At 43.1% G+C, this 20310-nt stretch carries 14 protein-coding genes, 4 pseudogenes and 1 CRISPR repeat array; of the genes and pseudogenes, 12 read left to right on the top strand and 6 right to left on the bottom strand.

Annotated elements, in window-relative coordinates; all coding sequences use genetic code 11:
- The 4 genes and pseudogenes from AC5JL8_RS35285 to AC5JL8_RS35270 all read right to left on the bottom strand — a co-directional run.
- A pseudogene (locus AC5JL8_RS35285) lies at nucleotides 1-390 on the bottom strand (CHAT domain-containing protein); the annotation flags it as partial.
- A gap of 85 nt (nucleotides 391-475) precedes the next feature.
- Complete coding sequence (locus AC5JL8_RS35280) at nucleotides 476-3622, bottom strand: two-partner secretion domain-containing protein (protein ID WP_495884349.1); 3147 nt, start codon at nucleotides 3620-3622, stop codon at nucleotides 476-478.
- Between the two features lie 793 nt (nucleotides 3623-4415).
- A CRISPR array of direct repeats spans nucleotides 4416-5258; the repeat unit is 37 nt; unit sequence GTTGAAATTTCATTGACTCCCTATGAGGGATTGAAAC.
- A gap of 38 nt (nucleotides 5259-5296) precedes the next feature.
- Complete coding sequence (locus AC5JL8_RS35275; protein WP_495884348.1) at nucleotides 5297-5839, bottom strand: hypothetical protein; 543 nt, start codon at nucleotides 5837-5839, stop codon at nucleotides 5297-5299.
- A gap of 10 nt (nucleotides 5840-5849) precedes the next feature.
- Nucleotides 5850-6548: a hypothetical protein gene (locus AC5JL8_RS35270; protein ID WP_495884347.1), complete on the bottom strand. Its 699-nt coding sequence runs from the start codon at nucleotides 6546-6548 to the stop codon at nucleotides 5850-5852.
- Nucleotides 6549-6857: 309 nt separating this feature from the next.
- On the opposite strand from AC5JL8_RS35270, the gene cas6 (AC5JL8_RS35265) reads away from it, so the two are divergent.
- From cas6 (AC5JL8_RS35265) to cas6 (AC5JL8_RS35255), 3 genes and pseudogenes are all read left to right on the top strand, one after another.
- A complete protein-coding gene (gene cas6, locus AC5JL8_RS35265; protein WP_495884346.1) occupies nucleotides 6858-7382 on the top strand; it encodes a CRISPR-associated endoribonuclease Cas6 in 525 nt (174 codons plus the stop codon).
- Nucleotides 7383-7526: 144 nt separating this feature from the next.
- Nucleotides 7527-8542 (top strand): annotated as a pseudogene (locus AC5JL8_RS35260) (IS701 family transposase).
- A gap of 61 nt (nucleotides 8543-8603) precedes the next feature.
- Nucleotides 8604-9191 (top strand): annotated as a pseudogene (cas6, locus tag AC5JL8_RS35255) (CRISPR system precrRNA processing endoribonuclease RAMP protein Cas6); the annotation flags it as partial.
- A gap of 174 nt (nucleotides 9192-9365) precedes the next feature.
- Here cas6 (AC5JL8_RS35255) and AC5JL8_RS35250 read toward each other — a convergent pair.
- Nucleotides 9366-10961, bottom strand: a complete 1596-nt coding sequence (locus tag AC5JL8_RS35250) for a tetratricopeptide repeat protein (protein ID WP_495884345.1) — start codon at nucleotides 10959-10961, stop codon at nucleotides 9366-9368.
- A gap of 141 nt (nucleotides 10962-11102) precedes the next feature.
- On the opposite strand from AC5JL8_RS35250, the pseudogene AC5JL8_RS35245 reads away from it, so the two are divergent.
- The 8 genes and pseudogenes from AC5JL8_RS35245 to AC5JL8_RS35210 all read left to right on the top strand — a co-directional run.
- A pseudogene (locus AC5JL8_RS35245) lies at nucleotides 11103-11309 on the top strand (CRISPR-associated endoribonuclease Cas6); the annotation flags it as partial.
- 213 nt (nucleotides 11310-11522) lie between these two features.
- Complete coding sequence (gene pyrC / locus AC5JL8_RS35240) at nucleotides 11523-12629, top strand: dihydroorotase (RefSeq protein ID WP_495884344.1); 1107 nt, start codon at nucleotides 11523-11525, stop codon at nucleotides 12627-12629.
- Between the two features lie 338 nt (nucleotides 12630-12967).
- On the top strand, nucleotides 12968-13147 hold the full coding sequence (locus tag AC5JL8_RS35235; protein ID WP_495884343.1) for a hypothetical protein: 180 nt from the start codon (nucleotides 12968-12970) through the stop codon (nucleotides 13145-13147).
- A 3-nt stretch (nucleotides 13148-13150) separates the two neighbouring features.
- Nucleotides 13151-13327 (top strand): helix-turn-helix domain-containing protein, encoded by a 177-nt coding sequence (locus AC5JL8_RS35230; protein ID WP_495884342.1) that lies wholly within the window; start codon nucleotides 13151-13153, stop codon nucleotides 13325-13327.
- 104 nt (nucleotides 13328-13431) lie between these two features.
- Nucleotides 13432-16728, top strand: a complete 3297-nt coding sequence (locus AC5JL8_RS35225) for a PAS domain S-box protein (RefSeq protein WP_495884341.1) — start codon at nucleotides 13432-13434, stop codon at nucleotides 16726-16728.
- 199 nt (nucleotides 16729-16927) lie between these two features.
- Complete coding sequence (locus AC5JL8_RS35220; protein ID WP_495884350.1) at nucleotides 16928-17185, top strand: transposase; 258 nt, start codon at nucleotides 16928-16930, stop codon at nucleotides 17183-17185.
- A gap of 47 nt (nucleotides 17186-17232) precedes the next feature.
- A complete protein-coding gene (locus tag AC5JL8_RS35215; protein ID WP_495884340.1) occupies nucleotides 17233-17727 on the top strand; it encodes a GNAT family N-acetyltransferase in 495 nt (164 codons plus the stop codon).
- A 465-nt stretch (nucleotides 17728-18192) separates the two neighbouring features.
- A complete protein-coding gene (locus tag AC5JL8_RS35210) occupies nucleotides 18193-18525 on the top strand; it encodes a hypothetical protein (RefSeq protein ID WP_495884339.1) in 333 nt (110 codons plus the stop codon).
- A gap of 351 nt (nucleotides 18526-18876) precedes the next feature.
- Here the strand turns inward: AC5JL8_RS35210 and AC5JL8_RS35205 are convergent, their stop codons facing one another.
- Nucleotides 18877-19530, bottom strand: a complete 654-nt coding sequence (locus AC5JL8_RS35205; protein WP_495884338.1) for an SAM-dependent methyltransferase — start codon at nucleotides 19528-19530, stop codon at nucleotides 18877-18879.
- Between the two features lie 165 nt (nucleotides 19531-19695).
- Here AC5JL8_RS35205 and AC5JL8_RS35200 point away from each other — a divergent pair, with 165 nt between their 5' ends.
- Nucleotides 19696-20049 (top strand): hypothetical protein, encoded by a 354-nt coding sequence (locus AC5JL8_RS35200; protein ID WP_495884337.1) that lies wholly within the window; start codon nucleotides 19696-19698, stop codon nucleotides 20047-20049.
- Nucleotides 20050-20310: the final 261 nt, after the last annotated feature.

Below are 20310 nucleotides of genomic sequence, written 5' to 3'. Positions count from 1 at the left end.
TGATTGCCCAAGCGCCAGTTGCAACTGACCTTGAGTGTTGAACGCTTGGGCTAAAACTGATGTATGCTCTTTAGCTCTGGTGTTTGAATTGGCTTGTAATAAAGTTAAACTATCTGCGTGAAGCGAGGTGATCGCATTGCGAATCGCTTTGGTTGCCTCAGGCCATTGTCCCAATTGTTGAGCTGCTAATGATAAATAGTTCAATGCCAATGCTTGGTTGAGCTTGTCACCTTGAGATTCTAACGCTTGAGAAGCTTGTTGTAGAACCTTTACTGCTTCAGCAAATTTCTCTTTTTGGTATAATTCCCAACCCTGTTGCAATAGTTGCAGAGAATTTACATTTTGGCTGCCAAAGGTTTGAGTCGCATCAATTGTCTGTGCTCTTAACATGAGTTGCCAAGAGATGCTTAATACTATACCAGTCAGTAACACAAGACTCAGCCGAGATAAGTAGTAATTAATACCAAGAAAAATTTTAGGGAACACGGCAGGTAGTTGGATTAGAAGTAAAAGTTTGAGGAGTATTTACTGCTTGGGCAGTGAGAACGACTTCGCCCTTGTTGTTGAACTTCCAACTATCAGCTGGCACAATTTCAACGCCAGCAGATGCTTCAGATGGTTGCGTGGCAGTCTTTAAGTTCTGCCGATTAGCCATAACAGACGGACGGCGAGCATCTTCCCACACTGCATCACTACTGAGTAGTTCGCTGGGATTAGGCGGTAAACCGCCACGACCGATGATTGTAAATTGGCTGGCTATTTTGCCATTTTGGGCGTTACAGCCTTGTGCAATTAATCCAGAAGCATCAACAACCTCTGCTGGTAATTCTGCTAACCCCCGGCTGGGGTCAACATCAGGCGTATTGATATTTACTTGACCGCTTAACGTAGGACTTGCCTGAGAAATTGCAGAGATGTCACTTGTTAGTAGTTTTTGGGTGTCAAGTTGGATAGGGTCGTTGGTTGATAGTAGTCTCACTAAGTCTTCTCGACTACGCACCACCATACCAAAGATGTTAGTTGCGTTGATTGCGACTGTACCACCACTGCCGCTAAAAGCATTGGCGGTGATGTCGCTATTTTCTCTTGGGACAGCAACAATGAATGGAGAATCAATAATGATATTACCGCCATTTCCACCAGCTTGTGCCGTGCCTGCGCTAGTAGAGATATTACTATTACGGCGCAGCAGCAATAAGTCTTGAGCTTGCAGCTCAATATTGCCGCCATTTCCTGATTTGGTTGTAGAAATAACAGCTCCTTGATTATCCAGTTTTATGGAGCGAGCTTGTACCTTTAGATTTCCTGCCTTGCCTGAACCTATACTGCTCACAGTAATCTCTGCCCCATCCCGAACATTTAACTGTCCAGTTTTAATAGTCAAATCTCCGGCATTTCCGATAGCCAATGTTGCAGCTGATAAGGTGCTGGGAAACTCACCATTTGCTGTGGTACCAATAACTTCCATAGATTCTGAAGCGGTTACTTCCACAGTTCCCCCTGAACCACTACCATAAGTAGAAGCTGATACCTCTGCCCCATCCTGGATAACTAATCTCTTAGTTGCAATTGTGATTTTGCCAGCAGCTTCAGCACCAAAAGTGTCACTAAACACGAAACTTCGAGTACCATTTTTTGGTCTTCCAAAAAGTTCCACAGATTCGGAAGCAGTTACTTCCACAGTTCCGCCTGGGCCGTTGCCAAAAGCACCAGATCCTACTTCAGCGCCATCCCGAATAATCAATCTTCCCGTTTTGATGGTTATATTTCCCCCAGATCCCGTAGCTCCTTGATTGACTTCACTAAAAATACCGCTGCTAACAACCTGACCATCTGCATTTGTTCCCGCTCCAATCAGTTCTACCGAATTTAAAGAATTCACCCTCAAATTGCCGGCTGAACCTTTGCCAGAAGTGCCAGTTGATATCTGTGCTCCATCTTGGACTATTAAGCGTTTAGTATCTATAGTCAGATTTCCGCCCTTTCCGATGGCATATTGATTGACTTTAGCGCCTAATTGGCTGCCAGACCTGTTATCTTTACTCCGCCCGCTTACTTTAACTAAGTCACTAGCATGAACATTTAAAATTCCTGCATCTCCTATGCCCAAAGTGCCAGCACCTATTTGTGCCCCATCTTCTACAAACAGTTGTTCAGTCTGAATATTTACATTTCCCCCCTCACCAGTGGCTTGTCGATTTACATTAGCATTTATGTAACTAGGGTACTGACCACCATATTTGGCTGATGTTCCAATCACTCTCACTTCTTTTGCCCGAATGCTTACATTGCCTGCCTTTCCAGCACCAAAGTTACCAGATGTGACCTCTGCCCCTCCTTGGACAATCAACTGCTTAGTTTCAACATAGAGATTTCCCCCATCTCCTGTGGCTTCCGATTCGACTGTCGCACGCAAGCTAGTAGCAATTTCACCATCTTCTGATTCCCCAATAACTTGCACAGAATCATAGGCATTTACAGTTACTTGGCCTGCTTGTCCCTCGCTATGAGTAGAAGCTGTTACCTGTGACCCATCCTGAAGGCTCAACCTCCCAGTCGTAATTGACAAACTTCCCGCAGACCCAGCACCGTAAGTTCGAGCAGAAAGTAAGCTACCTACTTTACGACCATTAGCCAAGGTTTTAGAACCAATCAACTCTACCGACTCAGAGGCAGTGATATTAAAAGTGCCTCCTGGTTTTGAACCCAAAGTCAGGGTCTCAATAGTGGAACCGTCTCGTAGTAGCAACCGTCTGCCTCGAACTTGGATATCACCGGCACCTTCTCCACTAGCATCCACTGCTGACTGTTGGGACAGTTGAATATCTCCGAATGTTGAGACACCTTCATAGCTCAAGGAAAAGCCGTTCTGGGAAGGGGTTAGCCTAACTATGTCAGGGCTAGCTACACTCCCCAATTCAATTCTTCCCCCAGCAGTCTTCAAGGTTGCTCCTTCCAGCACCACCTCACCGCCCACTAAAGCTAAAGTTTGATTTGCTGGCACACGCAAACCAAAATCAGTATCTATTAGCTCGGTTGTTATTCTTTTACCTTGACCATTTCCCTGTACTAAAATCCTTTCCGGATTCGCTCCGTATTGCAAGCCAATAGGAACACTGATAGTTAGCAAAGGTTTGCTTTGGGGTGTGGTAGCACTAAATTCTATGCCATCGGCAAACTTTAGACTATTCGCTGTACTAGCTAAGAAAGATCCGCCAATGTTTAATTGAGCATTGGGGCCAAAAATTATGCCATTAGGATTCAGCAGAAATAAATTAGCTGTACCATTAGCACGAATTAAACCATCAATATTAGAGATTGAACCGCCTGTTACGCGGCTGATAATATTTTGAATATCTGGAGCATTATTGAAGTAAGCTGTACTTCCAGTTGGCACAGAAAAATCCTTGAAGCTGTGGAACAAGTTGCTTCCTTCAATAGTTCCTGCTTCAATAGTTGTGAGATTATCCTGTGTTATCACACGAGAATTATCAGGTAGTGTGCCATCGGGAGTAATTTGTGCGTTGGCACGATTTGTAGAAAATGTGATCGCACATAAGCTTGCAATTGCTAAACCTAATTTTCCGCCCCAACTGCGCTCTATAGCACTGAGATAGAACATTGCACCCTCCATCCCAAGCAAATTAGTTGCTTTACATCTGCTGAGTAAAATTAATTTATCACTACTAGTAAATAAATAGTTTTTGTTTTTAATTCACTTAATATAAATTTTTGTAGTGCCTTGCATCGCTCCAGCAAATAGTAAATCAAAATCCATAAAATATATAATATTGTACTAATTTAAATTCTTGTAAGTAGTGCCGATTCAGAATGTCAGCAGATGCAGCTCTTGTGCGATTGCCCAAGGGGCAGTGCCGAAGGCAATCGCATTCGTAATATACGGGAAAATGGCTCCTCAGAAGCACCAGTACAGGCATTTTTGAAGTGTTTGGGGGAGTTGAAGCGACCGTATTTGACTGCGTTTGAGGAGGAACTTTTGAGTTTTTTAGAGGACAAATGTTCATAGAGCAATAAAGCAGCAAGTAGCTTTACCTGCCTACTGAATTTTAACCCTAAGCTCTGCTGCTTTGAAGGTATAGAAAAGAATTAGTTTACACGTGTATCATTAATGAAAAGTTAATTCCATTAGTGGTAATAACTTGATAAAAACAGTGCTTTTCTTCCTGAATACGCGGATGGGTAGGTGTTCAAAATAAGATTTCGGTGAACAAGGCTCAAAGCCTTTTAGTATAAGACTTCTGAGCGACGTATCTATCAAAATAGCCGCGCGCCTTGTACCGTAAGCTTTTTAGCCATTTGCTTACTTCTGTATTGCAATTTTCTATGGTACGATTAATTCATTCACGCGACAGAACCTTGAAAATCAAATATAGACTAGATCTTCAGCCTCCGCAGTTGAAATTTCATTGACTCCCTATGAGGGATTGAAACGTGCAAACGTACAACTGTGCGAGGTACGAGAGAAAGTTGAAATTTCATTGACTCCCTATGAGGGATTGAAACATCTTATAGCCTGATATATCTTCCATATCTTCTGAGTTGAAATTTCATTGACTCCCTATGAGGGATTGAAACCTGTAAGAGTACCAACAGTAGTTTTTAAAGCTTCTACGTTGAAATTTCATTGACTCCCTATGAGGGATTGAAACTGGCAGATGAGAGTAACACCGAGGCTGTTAATGCTGGTTGAAATTTCATTGACTCCCTATGAGGGATTGAAACGGGAATCTCTGCATGGGCTATCTTTAGATGCATTCCGTTGAAATTTCATTGACTCCCTATGAGGGATTGAAACATTTATGAACTGTACCTTGAAGCCCATAGTTCGCACAGTTGAAATTTCATTGACTCCCTATGAGGGATTGAAACTTGGCGGCGGGATTTCAATGATTATGATCATCTCGTTGAAATTTCATTGACTCCCTATGAGGGATTGAAACAGCATCGCACATATGAATGCAGAGATATAAACAGAGAGGAAGTTGAAATTTCATTGACTCCCTATGAGGGATTGAAACATTAATACTAAGCCGACGTTTCATACTTTCGGATAGAGTTGAAATTTCATTGACTCCCTATGAGGGATTGAAACACGTATTCGCAACAATGACATCTATACCATACACCGTTGAAATTTCATTGACTCCCTATGAGGGATTGAAACAAAGGGCATTTCATGATAGCATCGGTAGATATTTTGGTTGAAATTTCACTTACTCCCTAATAGGGATTGAAACGCTTGTGATAAGAGATTGAGTTGAAAAGCATTGCAATTTTAGTTACTTTTACTTGCAACTCTAATCAAAAAACGCAAAGCCTCGTTTACTGCTTCTGAAGTTGGGAACATTTGGGCAACGTCAGGTTCTAAAAAAACTGTTAATCTTTCAAGTTCTGTATGATTATTTACCTGTTTTCCATTTAAGTTTTGACTTAGCTGAGGACTATTTTCAGCTACAGGCGATTGCAACGATAGAGTATTCAATTGATTAACAAGTGCATCCCAACTGTTGGCTTTCAAGTTAAAGTGAGCCTTTGCATCCTTTAACGTTTTATATTGTATTTTCAGAGCTTCGACCGTATAAGTTTGCCTTTGAGACGTATCAGCCTGGTTGTTAAGGTCTTCCTCAACCATTTCAACGACTTCATTAATTAGTCGGTCATGATTTTCACTAATTTGGGCAGCTGCACCCAAAATTCGAGAAGTTGCCTTAATTTGAATTTCGGTTTCCTGTTTCAGGCGATCTGCGATGCTACGGATTTGCTCTCCCAGCTTAGTTTTACCTTGACTAGGTTTAGTCGGTAATGATTTTTTACTCATGAAAGGTTCATTATTCGGAAAGTATTTCTTTAATTGCCAGCCAGATGCGCTTAAACTTCTGCACCAAACCCAAAGGATTGTTTGTTGTTTCTTCTTCCACTGAATCAACTAAAGACTGAATCCGGTCTAAACGTTCTGCTACAACATAAAGATTGTTGACCGCCTCATCCTTGCTGGACATGGATTCCTGTAGCAGAACAACCATATCAGCAATTTCGCGTTTGAGTCGTTCGTTCTCAGCTTTGCGGCGAGTTTCCCATCCCTTAATACTAGCTTTGGAACGCCGTTCATACTTGAGTTCCGCTTTAGTCTCATTGTATAAAGCCAAATACCTTTCTTTTTGAGAGTTCGCTTCTTCGTATTTGCTCAGTAATTCACTGACTCTGCCTTTTTCTTCGTTATAAAGGCAAAGGGTCTGCTGATGATTTTGTTGCTCACCAATATATAGCTGGTAGTTTTGAGCAACACCCTCTTCTAACTTAGTAAACTTGACTTGATAAGTTTGAATCTCTTGTTGAACCTGAACAAGTTGAGTTGTAGCTGCCTCGTTTTCTTTTGCTTTCTGCTGCCATTCATCACGTTGGGCGCGAGCAGTCATCAACAACTGTTTAAGCTCATGAGGAGATGCTGGTTCTTTCTGCCGTGAGCGTAGGTGATTGATGGCATTGTCATCATTTGAATCTTTGCGATCGCTTCTCCTCATTGGCATAATTTTAATTTCTACGTAGTTATTTACTAGAATTAAGTATAAAAATATAGTTTAGCTGAGATAAGCTAGTTGAAGTGTGATCTAGGTCTGCTCGTAACAAGAATTTGCTTTGTTTGACTGTAAGCGAATATTGGCAGTAGAGTAACTGTTGAAGCGATCGCTTATTTGGAAAATGTAAATTAGTGCAGATCCGAAATAGTCTTAGTCACTCCCAGAGCAACCACAGCCCCCAAGCGCAAGTCAAGAGCTAAATCAGCGCCCACTGACTCAGTTCCAACATGGGCAGATGACACTGAATTAGTAGGCTTGGTGTTTGATTTGGAGCCAACGGCAACAGCATCGCTTTACTCACAATATACGATTGCACTTCATGCTTGGTTTCTTGAGCAAGTGCGGCAAGTTGACCCAGACCTATCAGCTTATCTCCACGATGGACAGTCAGAAAAGCCATTCAACATCTCAGCACTGGAAGGTCAACTGCTTGCTAGTGGCAAGCAACTGCAATTAGTCGCCAACCAAATTTACCATTGGCATATCAATGGGTTGTCTCAGAGAGTGGCATTGTTTCTCAAACAGTGGTTAACTCATTTACCCCAAACAATCGATTTGAGAGGGGCATCCTTGCAAATAAAACAGGTGAGTATCGCTCATCCTCCAACCACTTATGCTCAATTACTGCGATCGCTAACTCAACAATCAGTAGTAGACCTAAGCTTTGTTTCACCAACGAGTTTTCGGCGCAAAGGACATCATTTCCCCCTGCCAGTACCAGAGAATCTTTTCCATAGCTACCAGGACTTACGCAACTGGCACAGAGCGATCGCTAGTTTATAGTATTTATGTACTATATAAAATTGGCGTACTCAGAGGGCATTGCTGAAATTAGTGCTGAAATTAGTAACACTAATCGGCTGTGTTAACTATTCTTCAAATCATGAGAAAATTAGTTGAGGATGCATAAAATAAATCCAGTCATTTATGCGATTTACTAAACTTAACTATTGTCAATACTTGTTAAGTAGTCAGATTAATTATACTCTCACAAATTTAGCAGAGCAGAAGCGAGCAGATTAGTCATGATAAAATTAATCGCTATCTCAAGGGTGAAAAGCTAACACCACGTTTGCTTTGGGATAATGTTAAAGATATCATCTCTGTAAGTGATAACGCATATCTCGTTTTTGATGACACAGTAATTGATAAACGATATGCCAAAGAAATAGAAATAACTAAACGCCAATATAGTGGCAACGAGCATCGAGTTATCCAAGGGATTGGGCTAATAAATTGTATATATGTCAATCATGAGGTCGGAAAATTTTGGGTGGTTGATTATCGTATTTATGACCCAGAAAGAGATGGAAAAACAAAAATAGTCCATGTTACAGAGATGCTGCAAAACCTGGTCTATCATAAGACTTTGCCATTTCAATCAGTCTTAATGGACACTTGGTATGCGACAAATAAATTGATGTTATATATTGATAGTTTAGAGAAATATTATTATTGTCCTCTGAAACGTAATCGACTTGTTGATGATACGGGTAAGCAAGAAGATTATAAAAAAATTGAGTTGTTATCTTGGAATGATGAGGAGTTAAAATCAGGTAAAATAGTTAAAATTAAGAAGTTTCCAGCCGCCAAAAAAGTGAAACTCTTCCGGGTAACTGTCTCTACCGACAGAACGGATTTTATCGCTACGAACGATTTATCTCAAGATTCTACGGACGTTGTACAACAAGTGTCTAAGGTTCGATTGTATTGTTGAGGAGTTTCATAGGGAATTAAAGCAATTGACTGGTATTGAATCATGTCAATGCCGTAAGGGTCGTATTCAAAGAAATCATATTGCCTGCGCTATTTTAGTCTGGCTTAGGCTCAAAGATTTAGCTTATCAAGCTCGTCAAACAATCTATCAAATCAAGCATGGATTGTTATCAAATTATTTAGTTCAGCAACTAAAACGTCCGGCTGTTTCCATGTTGATTGCCTAGTTGTTTGGCGCGAGGTGTAGCCAGCCGCGCCATTGCTTGTGACAGTTGCGTAAGTCCTGGCTACCTACGGCGGTGGAACGACTTTTCGCAGCAGCCTGTAGAACAAGAGATTTTTCTGGAATGGATTGATGAAAGCCTCATCATTCATCAGCATCGTTTGGAATCGATGAAAGTTGCAGCAGGCAAGCAGGGGTCAGTCACTGGTTTTACAGGAGCGATATCCTTGGGTTTGAGCAGGACAGCTTTAGCAAATACTGAATTTACACAGCTATTTTATGCTTTGGTCAGGCTTGCGCCATACTGCGGTACAGGACACAAAACTACTTTTGGTTTAGGACAAACACGCTCTGGATGGTTGCAAGAGCAAAAGTCAGCTGTAGCCGAGCAGTTGATTACAGATATGCTGGCTCAACGGATTGAAGAACTGACCGAGATATTTATTGCCCAACGCAAACGCAAGGGGGGCAATCGCACAGATAGGATTGCCAGCACTTGGGCAACTGTACTGGCCCGTCGGGAACATGGGGACTCTTTGGGGGCGATCGCACTTGATTTGGAGATGAAACTTGAGACGGTGAAAACTTATGTAAAGTTGGCTCGAAAGGCTCTCAAGGGGACTGATGAGGGGGCGATCGAGAATCGTCGGTGAGCGGCGTATCAGGGCTTGGCGCGAAGCGGAGGGGAGCAGAAGCGTTCAATGGGATGGCATTAACGTGAGTTAGACGGATTGACAAACAAGAATTTTCTGCATAACGTAAAGGCGCAAATAGTGAAGACAATTATTAATGCTAACGGTCAGTTATCAATACAATTAACTAGGTTTTCAGAAATTTAAAATATCTAATGAATCTTCTATTTGTAAATGTAAGACTCTTTGACGTGCATCATTAAGTACTTCTAATTTACCTTCTTTACGATAAATATTTACAGCTTTCTGAAAGTCTGTAATTGCTTGTTGCTTATCTCCCATCTCTGCTTGCACGTTGCCACGGTTGTAATAAGCATCAGCATAATTAGGATTAATTGTGAGTGCCTGAGTATAATCATCAATTGCTCCAGCATGATCTCCTAAATCATAACGAGCATTGCCGCGATTGAAATAAGCATTGGCATCATGAGGATTAATAGCAATTACTTGAGTATAATCATCAATTGCACCTTCGTAATCGCCTATATCAGCACGAGCATTACCACGATTTTTATAAGCAATAGCATCGTGAGGATTCATTTTAATAGCTTTATTAAAGCTTTGCTGCTCTCTTAAAAAATATTGCTCTATGCCACAGTTTTTATAAGTTATGGCATAGTTAGGATTAATTGTGAGTGCCTGAGTATAATCTTCAATTGCTCCTTGGTTATCTCCTAGATGGGAGCGAGCATCTGCACGATTTTTATAAGCAACTGCCACATGAGGATTAAGTCTAATAGCTTGGTTATAATCATCAATTGCTGCTGTATAATTTCCTAATTGATAGCTTGCTAAACCCCGTTTAACATAGAATCTAGGCTCGTTAAGGTTAATCTGAATAGCTTGAGAATAATCTGCGCTCGCTGCTTCGTAATCTCCTAGCTGATAATGACTTATACCTCGTTTATAATAAATTTCTGCATCATGGGGATATAAATTTAAAGCTTGGCTATAATTTGCAATAGCATCTGTATATTCTCCTTTAGCAAAGGACTCATGACCTAATTTTAGGTAGTCAATTTCTTGTTTATCTTCATTAATTAATAGGTTTTGTTTAACAAGCTGATTATCAGGTACCGATAAAATCTGCGATATCTTATGGTCGTACTGAGATAAATTATAATTTATCGAGGATTGAAACTGTTCTAAATAGCAACGCAAACCACCACCATATAATAATTGTTCTATCCCAAAGGCGATTCTGCCAGTTTTGAGTTTAATCATCCGGGTAGGTAGAAACCCTGCCAGAAAAAGGTGATATTCCGATTGCGCTTCGTGTATTTCTTCTTGAATTAATATGCAGACTATAACTGCATTTTTCGCTACTTCTTCTGAACTTACAGACCATCTAACTCGATCAATACTACCATGCCGAGACTTTACTTCAATCCCAACTGATGGGTTAGTAGTGAGGGTAAAATCTATCTTGCCATCGCCACCGAAGCGTTTTTCATAATTAACTTCGCAAATTAAGTCAGCTAGGCGTTCTTTCACAACTTCCTCACCTAATTTACCTTTGAGATAGCTAATAAAAACATCACGCACTGACGAAACCCGTTTATATTTTTCAGCCATTTGCCAGCAAAATTCCCGGAGTATTTTTAATCTTTCTCCAGAAATTATGGTTAATTCACTATATTGACCTTCGGTTTGGCAATGAAGCAGAGAACCGGATGTTAACCTTTTAACAAAATCAGACTGTTGTGATCGCAGTAGCGTAATCCAGTCCATTGATATATCTGCGTATCTTTGAATTAGATTATTTTAGGCAAATATTTCAGCAGCGTAAACATTTAAATTTTCGTTACCAACGAATGTAACGCGGGGTATAAACCGTCCTTGTTTCAATCCCACTTTTTTAAGAGTTAGCTCCTAGATCCTTTGACTGACATATTCACTGCCCAACGCAAACGCAAGGGTGGAGAGCGCACTGATAGGATTGCCAGCACTTGGGCGACTGTACTGGCCCGTCGAGAACATGGGGATTCTTTGGGGGCGCTCGCACTTGATTTGAAAATGAAAACTGAGACAGTGAAAACTTACGTGAAGTTGGCTCGAAAGGCTCTCAAGCAGGGGTAGCTGATGCCCACAGTAGATTTTATCGAGGTACTTGAGAACTGAATTATGACCAGTTTTGAACTTAAAATTCACGCATCACCTCTTCAATGCGTGAATTATTTAATTTAAGAATACAAGCCCCTGAATTTATTGCCTTAAATTGCTGCTGCAATTAGCTAAACAAAGGGGTTTCAGCAATCATCCAAGAGTGCAGGTCTTGAGAGCCTGCGTTCAATGGCGATCACCCCATACCAGATCTGGATGATCGCCCCTATTCTCATGAGGCCCTTGTTGCCGTTTTATAATGAAAGGATGCAAAAGCTTACCATTACCCGACCTGACGATTGGCATCTGCATCTGCGCGACGGTGCAGCACTGAAAGCGGTTCTGCCCTACACGGTGCGTCAGTTTGCCCGCGCGATCATCATGCCGAACTTGAAGCCCCCTATCCGCTCGGTGGCAGATGCGGCTTGCTATCGCGATCGCATCCTCGCCGCTATTCCAGAGGGGCAACAGTTTGAGCCATTGATGACGCTCTACCTCACCGACAACACCAGCCCCGACGACATTCTCCTGGCGAAAGAATCCCAGTTTATCAAAGCCGTCAAGTACTACCCAGCCGGTGCAACGACTAACTCAGACTCCGGTGTGACGGATATTCGGAACAGCGATCGCGTCTTTGAAGCGATGCAGCAGGTGGGCATGCCGTTATTACTGCATGGGGAAGTGACCGATAACGATGTTGATACGTTTGATCGCGAGAAGGTGTTTATCGAGCGACATTTAATCCCCCTCAAGCAGCGATTTCCCAACCTGCGGGTGGTGCTCGAGCATATCACCACCTCCGATGCGGTGCAGTATGTCCTGTCTGCCAACACCATCGCGGCAACAATTACGCCACAACATTTGTTGTTTAACCGTAATGCCCTATTCAAAGGCGGCCTTCGCCCCCATTTTTATTGCCTGCCCATTTTGAAACGGGAGGAGCATCGTCAGGCTTTGTTGCAAGCGGCAACATCGCTTAATCCGAAGTTTTTTCTAGGTACCGATAGCGCTCCCCATACCCGCACCAGCAAAGAAAGTTCCTGTGGCTGCGCGGGATGCTTTTCGGCTCTGCACGCCCTTGAGTTGTATGCCGAAGCATTTGAAAGCGTGAAAGCCCTGGATAAACTGGAGGCGTTCGCTAGCTTTTATGGCCCAGATTTTTATCAACTGCCGCGTAATACTGAGCGAATTACCTTGTCCAAAACGACTTGGCGCGTTCCTGATGAAATTCCATTTATGGAATCTGGGCTTGTACCTTTGGGGGCAGGGCAGGAAATGACATGGCAAATGGTATGACATTCGTATTGTGCATCAGCCGTTGTGGAATCCTGTCGGTTAGCTTAGTCCAACGAGTAATTTGAATTCTGGCTCAAATTTGAGTCGGTGAATCTTCCATTTTGAGTGGCGATCGCACTTGATTTGGAGATGATGAAACCTGAGACGGTGAAAACTTATGTCAAGTTAGCTCGAAAGGCTCTTAAGGGGACAGTTGAGGGGGCTATTGAGAATCAGTAGTCGGCAGATTAGGGCTTGGTGCGAAGCAAGAGAAAGCAATAATAGTCACCGCAATAGCAGGAGTAAAAACGGTAGGGATCATCAGCAGGCGAAGTGTTACGAGTTTTGAGTGATTTGCAATGCCTGACGGTAAGCCGTTTGCGCGTCTACGCATTCGGAGGCTACAGGAAAATTGTCAGTTAGAAGCACCAGCCCAGGAGGTTCTAAAGTGTTTGGAAAAACTCAAGCGACCGTATTTAACCAAGTTTGAGGAAAAGCTATTGAGTTTCATAGAGCAAGAATGTGATAAGAATGAGTAACATATGCAACAACCTGCGTTCGCGCAAGCGCGACGAATGCCGTTCGCCCAATTGGTGCGGGAACTGCGCCATACGATGCAGCTATCCCAAGAAAAGTTCACCGAATTAGGTATGACCTTTGCTACCATTAATCGGTGGGAAAATGGACGCGCTACGCCTTCTGCTTTAGCACTCAAGTAAATTGACACGTTGCTAAACCAATTGTCTCAATCCCCCAATGCAAGGTTGCGGGAACGGAGCCGAGCCATTCAAGAAAAATACTTTCTTTCAAGGGAAGTAAACGTATGAGGGCTGAAAGGAGAAATCGGAGCAAACGCCTGTTTGACTTTGGGCTAGTAGTTCTCAGTGTGGCTGTAGCACTTGGACTTACGCTGCTGCTGACACCGTGGCTTTATCCCACCGTTACGCCCCTATTTTTTGTAGCAGTTATGATTAGTGCCTGGTTGGGCGGATGGGAGAGTGGCTTGCTGGCAACTGTTCTGTCTACGCTGGCTATTAGCTATTTCTTCATTGAGCCACTCTATTCTTTACAAGTTATCAATATAGGAACTGTTGTTCGATTGAGTTTGCTCGCGATCGCGGCTGGGCTGGTCAGTTGCCTCTCGCAATCGCAACGAAGGGCTTTAGAGCGTCTGGGAGCCAGCTATCAAAAGCTCAAGGAAACAATGGAGCGTGAGGAAGCGGCGCGAACCAAGGGCAGTCAAACAGAGGATGCACTGCGGCAAAGCGAAGCCCGCTTTCGTGTAGTGGCGGCTAACCTGCCTCAAGGGGCGGTGTTCATGGTTGATCGCAATTTGCGCTATCTGCTGGCAGAAGGCAAAGCACTGGAAGAGGCAGGCATGACCTCTGAAGACTTCGTGGGTAAAACGATTTGGGAGGCGCTTGCTCCATCTCTTGCGAATTATTATGAACCCTACTTCCGTCAGGCATTGAATGGGGAACCGTTTAGCCATGAGCATTACAGCCACGATCACCACTACATTTCTCACGGTACTCCATTGGTGAATGATCGGGGTGAGATTTATGCGGTACTGGCAATGTCCTATGACATTACCGATCGCAAGCGTGTCGAAGATGAACGCGCCCGTGCGGAGGAAGCAGTTGCTGCCGATTTGCGAGATACGCAACTGCTGCGGGAACTAGCAGCGCGATCGGTGAGAGAAAGCAATGTGCAAACGTTGTATCAAGACTTGATCTCTGCCGCGCTCGCAATTACCCACGCTCAAGCAGGAACCATTCAACTGCTCGATCCTGCGACCCAGGAACTGGTGATGCTGGCGATGCAAAACTTCACGCCAGCGATGTTTGAGCATTTCAGTCGCATTGATGCCCGTTCTAATACGTCCTGCGGCATGGCTTTGCGGAGTGGCGAGCGCGCCTTTGTCGATTTCGATGTTCCAGAAAGCGAAGACCCAAATGGCTTTTGCCGCGTGCATATCGAGGCAGGGTATTTATCGGCTCAGTCCACGCCGTTGCTTACCCGTTCTGGCAGAGTAATCGGCATGATCTCAACTCACTGGCGCGACCGTCATCGACCGAGCGAGCGCGAGTTGCGATTTCTCGATCTCCTGGCCCGTCAAGCCGCCGATTTAATTGAACAACGACAATTTGAGCAGGCATTGCGCCAAAGTGAAGCCGACTTTCGCACTTTGGCAGACAACATCTCACAGTTTGCCTGGGCAGCAGATGTAACAGGTTGGATTTTCTGGTACAACCGCCGTTGGTTTGACTACACAGGCACCACGCTAGAGGAAATGCAGGGTTGGGGTTGGCAGAAGGTGCATCACCCTGACCATGTTGATCGCGTAGTGGGGCATTTTCGTCACTGTATTGAAACAGGTGAACCTTGGGAGGACACCTTTCCACTGCGGGGCAAAGATGGCACCTATCGCTGGTTCCTATCTCGCGCCATCCTCATTCGAGACGAGCAAGGACAGATTTTGCGCTGGTTTGGCACAAATACAGATGTCACCGACCTCAAACAAGCCGAACTGGAGATCCAGAAATTTGCTTCCCTGGCTGATAACAGTACAGACTTCATTGGTATGTGTGACCTAAATTTTGTGCCGTTCTACGTCAATGAAGCAGGCAGAAAAATGGTTGGGTTAGAGGACGTACAGCAATATAGCGAAACCCCAGTTAGAGAATTTTTCTTTCCCGAAGATCAGGACTTTATCATCAATGAGTTTTTCCCACGCGTGTTGCAGGTAGGACAGGCAGAAGTAGAAATTCGCTTCCGTCATTTCAAGACAGACGAAGCGGTGTGGATGATATACAATGTGTTTTACCTCCAAGATGTAAATAGTCAGCGGATTGGGTTGGCAACCGTCAGCCGCAATATCACTGAGCGCAAACAAGTCGAAACTGCCCGCTTGCGCCTTGCAGAGGAACGTGAACAGCTTTTACAACGGGAACAAGCCGCACGAGAAGCAGCAGAAACAGCCAACCGGATTAAAGATGAATTCTTGGCAGTTTTGTCTCATGAGTTGCGATCGCCCCTGAATCCCATTCTCGGTTGGGCAAAGCTGCTGCAAACTGGCAAGTTGGATGCAGCTAAAACTACTCAAGCGATTATGACGATCGAACGCAACGCCAAGTTACAATCCGAACTGATCGAAGACTTGCTCGATGTCTCTCGGATTTTGCAAGGAAAACTTAGCCTCAATGCTAGCTCCGTTGATTTAGCCGCTACGATTCGAGGCGCGCTCGAAACCGTGCGGCTCGCCGCAGAAGCTAAATCCATTGCGGTAGAAGCCAACTTAGATTCTGAAGTCGGGCAAGTTGCTGGCGACTCAATCCGTTTACAGCAGGTTGTGTGGAACTTGCTCTCCAATGCCGTGAAGTTCACGCCCGCAGGAGGACGTGTTGAGGTGCGATTAGAACGGGTTGACCATCAGGCGCAAATCACTGTCAGCGACAACGGCAAAGGTATGTCAGCAAATTTTCTGCCGTATGTGTTTGACTATTTTCGGCAAGAGGATGGCGCAACCACTCGTCAATTTGGCGGTTTGGGTTTGGGTTTAGCGATCGTCCGTCACTTAGTCGAGTTGCACGGTGGCACAGTAGAAGTCGTGAGTGCAGGCGAAGGATTGGGAGCGACGTTTACGGTCAAATTGCCGCAGATGAAGAGACATGAAGATGTGGAGGGCAGCAGCAGCGTAGAGAATCCCCCCTTCACTCCCTCATCCACCCTTCCACTCACAGGTTTACAAATTCTGGTGATTGACGATGAAACCGATTCACGCGAATTTGTAGCGTTCGTCTTAGAGCAAGCAGGTGCAAGCGTGACGACTGCCGCAACCGCAAGCGCAGGATTTTTGGCGTTCACGCTATCTCCGCCCGATGTGCTCATTAGCGACATTGGGATGCCCGACATGGATGGCTATATGTTGATGCGACAAGTCAGGAAATTACCACCAGAGCAGGGAGGAAAGGTGAAGGCGATCGCGCTCACGGCTTACGCTGGAGAAGGGAACCAACAGCAGGCCTTGCATACTGGGTTTCAACAGCATTTAGCCAAACCTGTGGAGCCAGATACATTAGTGCAGGCGATCGCCAAGCTATTGAGGCACAATCCATAATGTAGGAATTAACCGTACCGAGTGCTGTCAGCTTTTGGGTAGATGACTGCGAAATGGGGCAGTGGGCATATTCCACTACAACACTGATTTATTAATCTGACTTTTCCCGTTCAGTCTCTTTTGCAAGCTGTCAACCTTCTCTGGGCGACGCTACGCGAACACAGATCTCATGCAATTTTAACCAGCCTCGCCACAGTACCTGCATACCAATAGGAGGTATGACGGTGATAAGTTTGCGCTGGCTGTTTGGTTAATGATTCAAGCTCATGTTGAGGTCATACGCCGTACTGATAAAAAGTTTGAGGTTTTACCTAAGCGTTGGGTAGTAGAAAGAACATTTGGCTGGCTCAACCAGTATCATCGTCTCAGTAAGGATTATGAACGTCTTCCTGAAATGAGTGAAGCGGCCATATATGCTGTTATGACTCGTATTATGTTACATCGGCTAGTCGTCTAAAGATTTACTTTATAAATAGCCTCTAAGTTCGGCGAATCACTTACGATATGTCTTCAGCGAATACAACGAAAATAAACTTACGCCATGCTACCTTTGCTGACTTGGATCTGCTGCGACATTGGGACGAGCAACCTCATGTGATTGCTTCAGATCCTAACGATGACTGGGGTTGGGAGGTGGAACTAGATCGTAATCCCGATTGGAGGGAGCAATTGATTGCTGAAATCGAAGGTCGTCCCATCGGATTTATACAGATCATCGATCCTGCACGAGAGGAAAGTCACTATTGGGGAGATATCGCAGTCGATCTTCGTGCTATTGATATTTGGATCGGGGAAGCAGCTGATTTGGGCAAAGGTTATGGCACAAAAATGATGCGGCTTGCACTTGCTCGATGTTTTGCTGATCCGCTAGCCAGTAATACCCGCGTCCACCGCTTCTATGAACGCCTTGGTTTCAAATTCATCGAGTATCGACGGTTCGGTGACGATGAGTGCTTTGTTTATCGTCTGAACCGAGCAGATTGGCATTATGAAAGTTAGATGAGTTCATTTACCTAAAGTTCCTTCGATTACTTGCCGCCGAAATCTTAGCAGATGTATGTGACTTCAATAGCATAACTGCCCGATTTCCTTACACATCTAATGATTTTCTGCAACCTGTTAGAGCAATTGCTGCTATGGGAAAACTGAAAACAAGACCATGTGCTGAAAAATCTGAGTGTAATTCGTCAGCCGAATGCTACCAATTACAAGATTACTCAGCAGGAACAGAAATGTATACATTAATCTATAAAACTATAAAAATCGTTAATTTAAAGTAGTTGCTTTAGCAACTAACTTAAGGAAAAATTAATTATAGATAATATTATTTTTTTAATAAAACTTAAATATGACTAAACTTCATTAACTTGTATACTTAATGAAAGCTCTTTCATTTTATTAACTCTTTCATTAGCTTTAGTTGGCTACTTTCGGAATACTACAATTCCTCCATTATTAAAAAAATTGAAAGAGTTAGAAAACGAAATAAAATTTTGGCATATCATTAATAATTCTTCTAAATTACTGTCAGAAATATCAACTAATAACCCAGCAGAGAAAATTCTGTTAGAAGGCGAAAGTCTGCAAATTGAAAATTTAAACGATAAAAATAGAGGAATTCATGATCAACTAATAATTCTTAATTTTTTGCAGATCATTCTATCTGGGCTATCTTTACTTATAGTTACAATATTTGTTTGGGGAGACATTTTTGATATCTGGATTCAATATTTATTACTATTTCTAGCTTTGCTTCTTTTAGCTTTCCACATTCGTACAAACAGTAAATATATTTAAAGAAGTATTAAGGCTTTAAATAAAGATGTTAATAATGAAGAGGTAATAATAAGTAACTGATGCTGTAAAGCTATTACTAATTATAATACTATTAAAAATACGACCTTAAAATTCAAGGTTCCTTTCTTGCCGTAACTAAAGCCGAATACTACTAATTACGAGATTACTCAGTAGGAATAGTGACGTGTGTATGAGTTCAATAGATTGTAGGTAAACTTTTTATTTTTTAGTTCTTAACAAATTTTGAAAATTTTATAAAAATGAGCTAAGAATCAAGTACTGAAGCATTCCAGCCGTGTTCAGCAAACAACTGTTCTGGTTCGTCTGTACCAAAACGCCAGTGCTTGCTAATCAAGCCATTGGGATGTTTAGCCGCGACTTGCCACGATTTGACACTGACCAAATCGGCTCCCAGTAACTACTGTCTGTACTCAAATGGCTAATTATTTTGAGTAATTGGTTCACTTGAGATTCGTTTAGATACATCAACAGCCCTTCCATTAGCCAGAGTGTGGGTATGTTGATGTCAAAGCCCTGTTGTAAAAGCAAATGTGACCAAGGCTGCGTTAAGTCAGCAGCGATCGCCTGACGATGACAGTTTGCTTGTTTATCTTGCAAGATTGCTTCTCTGTACTCAACCAGTTCTGGTAAATCTAATTCGTACAAACGAGTTTGGGGCGAAAAAGGTAAACGAAATGCTCTTGTGTCTAACCCGACTCCTAAAAAGACAAATTGTTTAATTTCAGGCAACACAGACAAAATGAAGTCATCGAAGAAGCGGGTGCGGACTGCAACAAACTGAATCCGAACCGTACTACCAAGGGGATTATCACTATCATCCCGTTCCCATTTCTCGCGCCAAGCTTGGCCTGTTTCTCCTGCTAATTGTGCAGCCAAAGGATCATCAAACAGGTGATCTGGCCTGTCAGCTTCTATTGCACGTTTAGTTGCCATTACCAATGCTGTGCGGCAAACTTCATCTTGAATTTCAGGCAGATCATTCATTACTGGGAGCTTTAGTAATTATTGTTGCAGTAGCAAGCCAATTGTCTCACCTGTGTTTGTGTGTGGTCTAGTATCACTATATGTTTGAGTTGAGTTTGAAGGAAATTATGGTGAAGTTTCATTGAAATGATGGGAATCCTAAAAGTAGTTGCATTGTTCATCACTATGAAAATCTTGAATTTCCTAAAACCCAAACCACCCCAACCAACCATTGAAAGTTATGGGCAAACAGGGAGTGGACTAGAGCTTGTTCAGATTCAGTCGATTATGGAATGGCTATTCGCCAGCTTGCTGAATGCGGGGTATCATGGCAATTCGCATATCATTTGGTACAACAGCGAGCAGCTAGATCTGAGCTTAGAGCAGATGTTGAAGAAAGCAATACGCTCCTGTGAGCCAGTTTTTCTTTATCGCTGTGGCTCAAGATTATCGCTATTACCTGAAACATACTATTGGCGAATGATGGGCGAGCATCCTTCTATGCGAATTTATCAACTCGAAGTTAGGGACGGCGAGTAATTGGTTTGGGCGGCAATATTGCTAGGTCATATATTATCCATCGTTGGCTGTGGCTATAACTGAGCATCAAAAGTTGAGGTAGGGTTTATTGGTGCCTAGCCTAAATACTTGCAGGGGCAATTAAGAAATGAAAATACTTCCTGGCTTATCTGCTAACAATTGTTCACCTCTACTGGTTTCATTGCCAAAAATTATACCCATTTAAAATTACTTATGTTAATTTTGCTATAGCTTGCAAGTAGTCAGGGTTATATGGACTTT

The organism is Mojavia sp. (assembly GCF_059505145.1).
The sequence above is the reverse complement of the archived record's forward strand: the minus strand, read 5'-3'. Positions and strand labels throughout refer to the sequence as shown.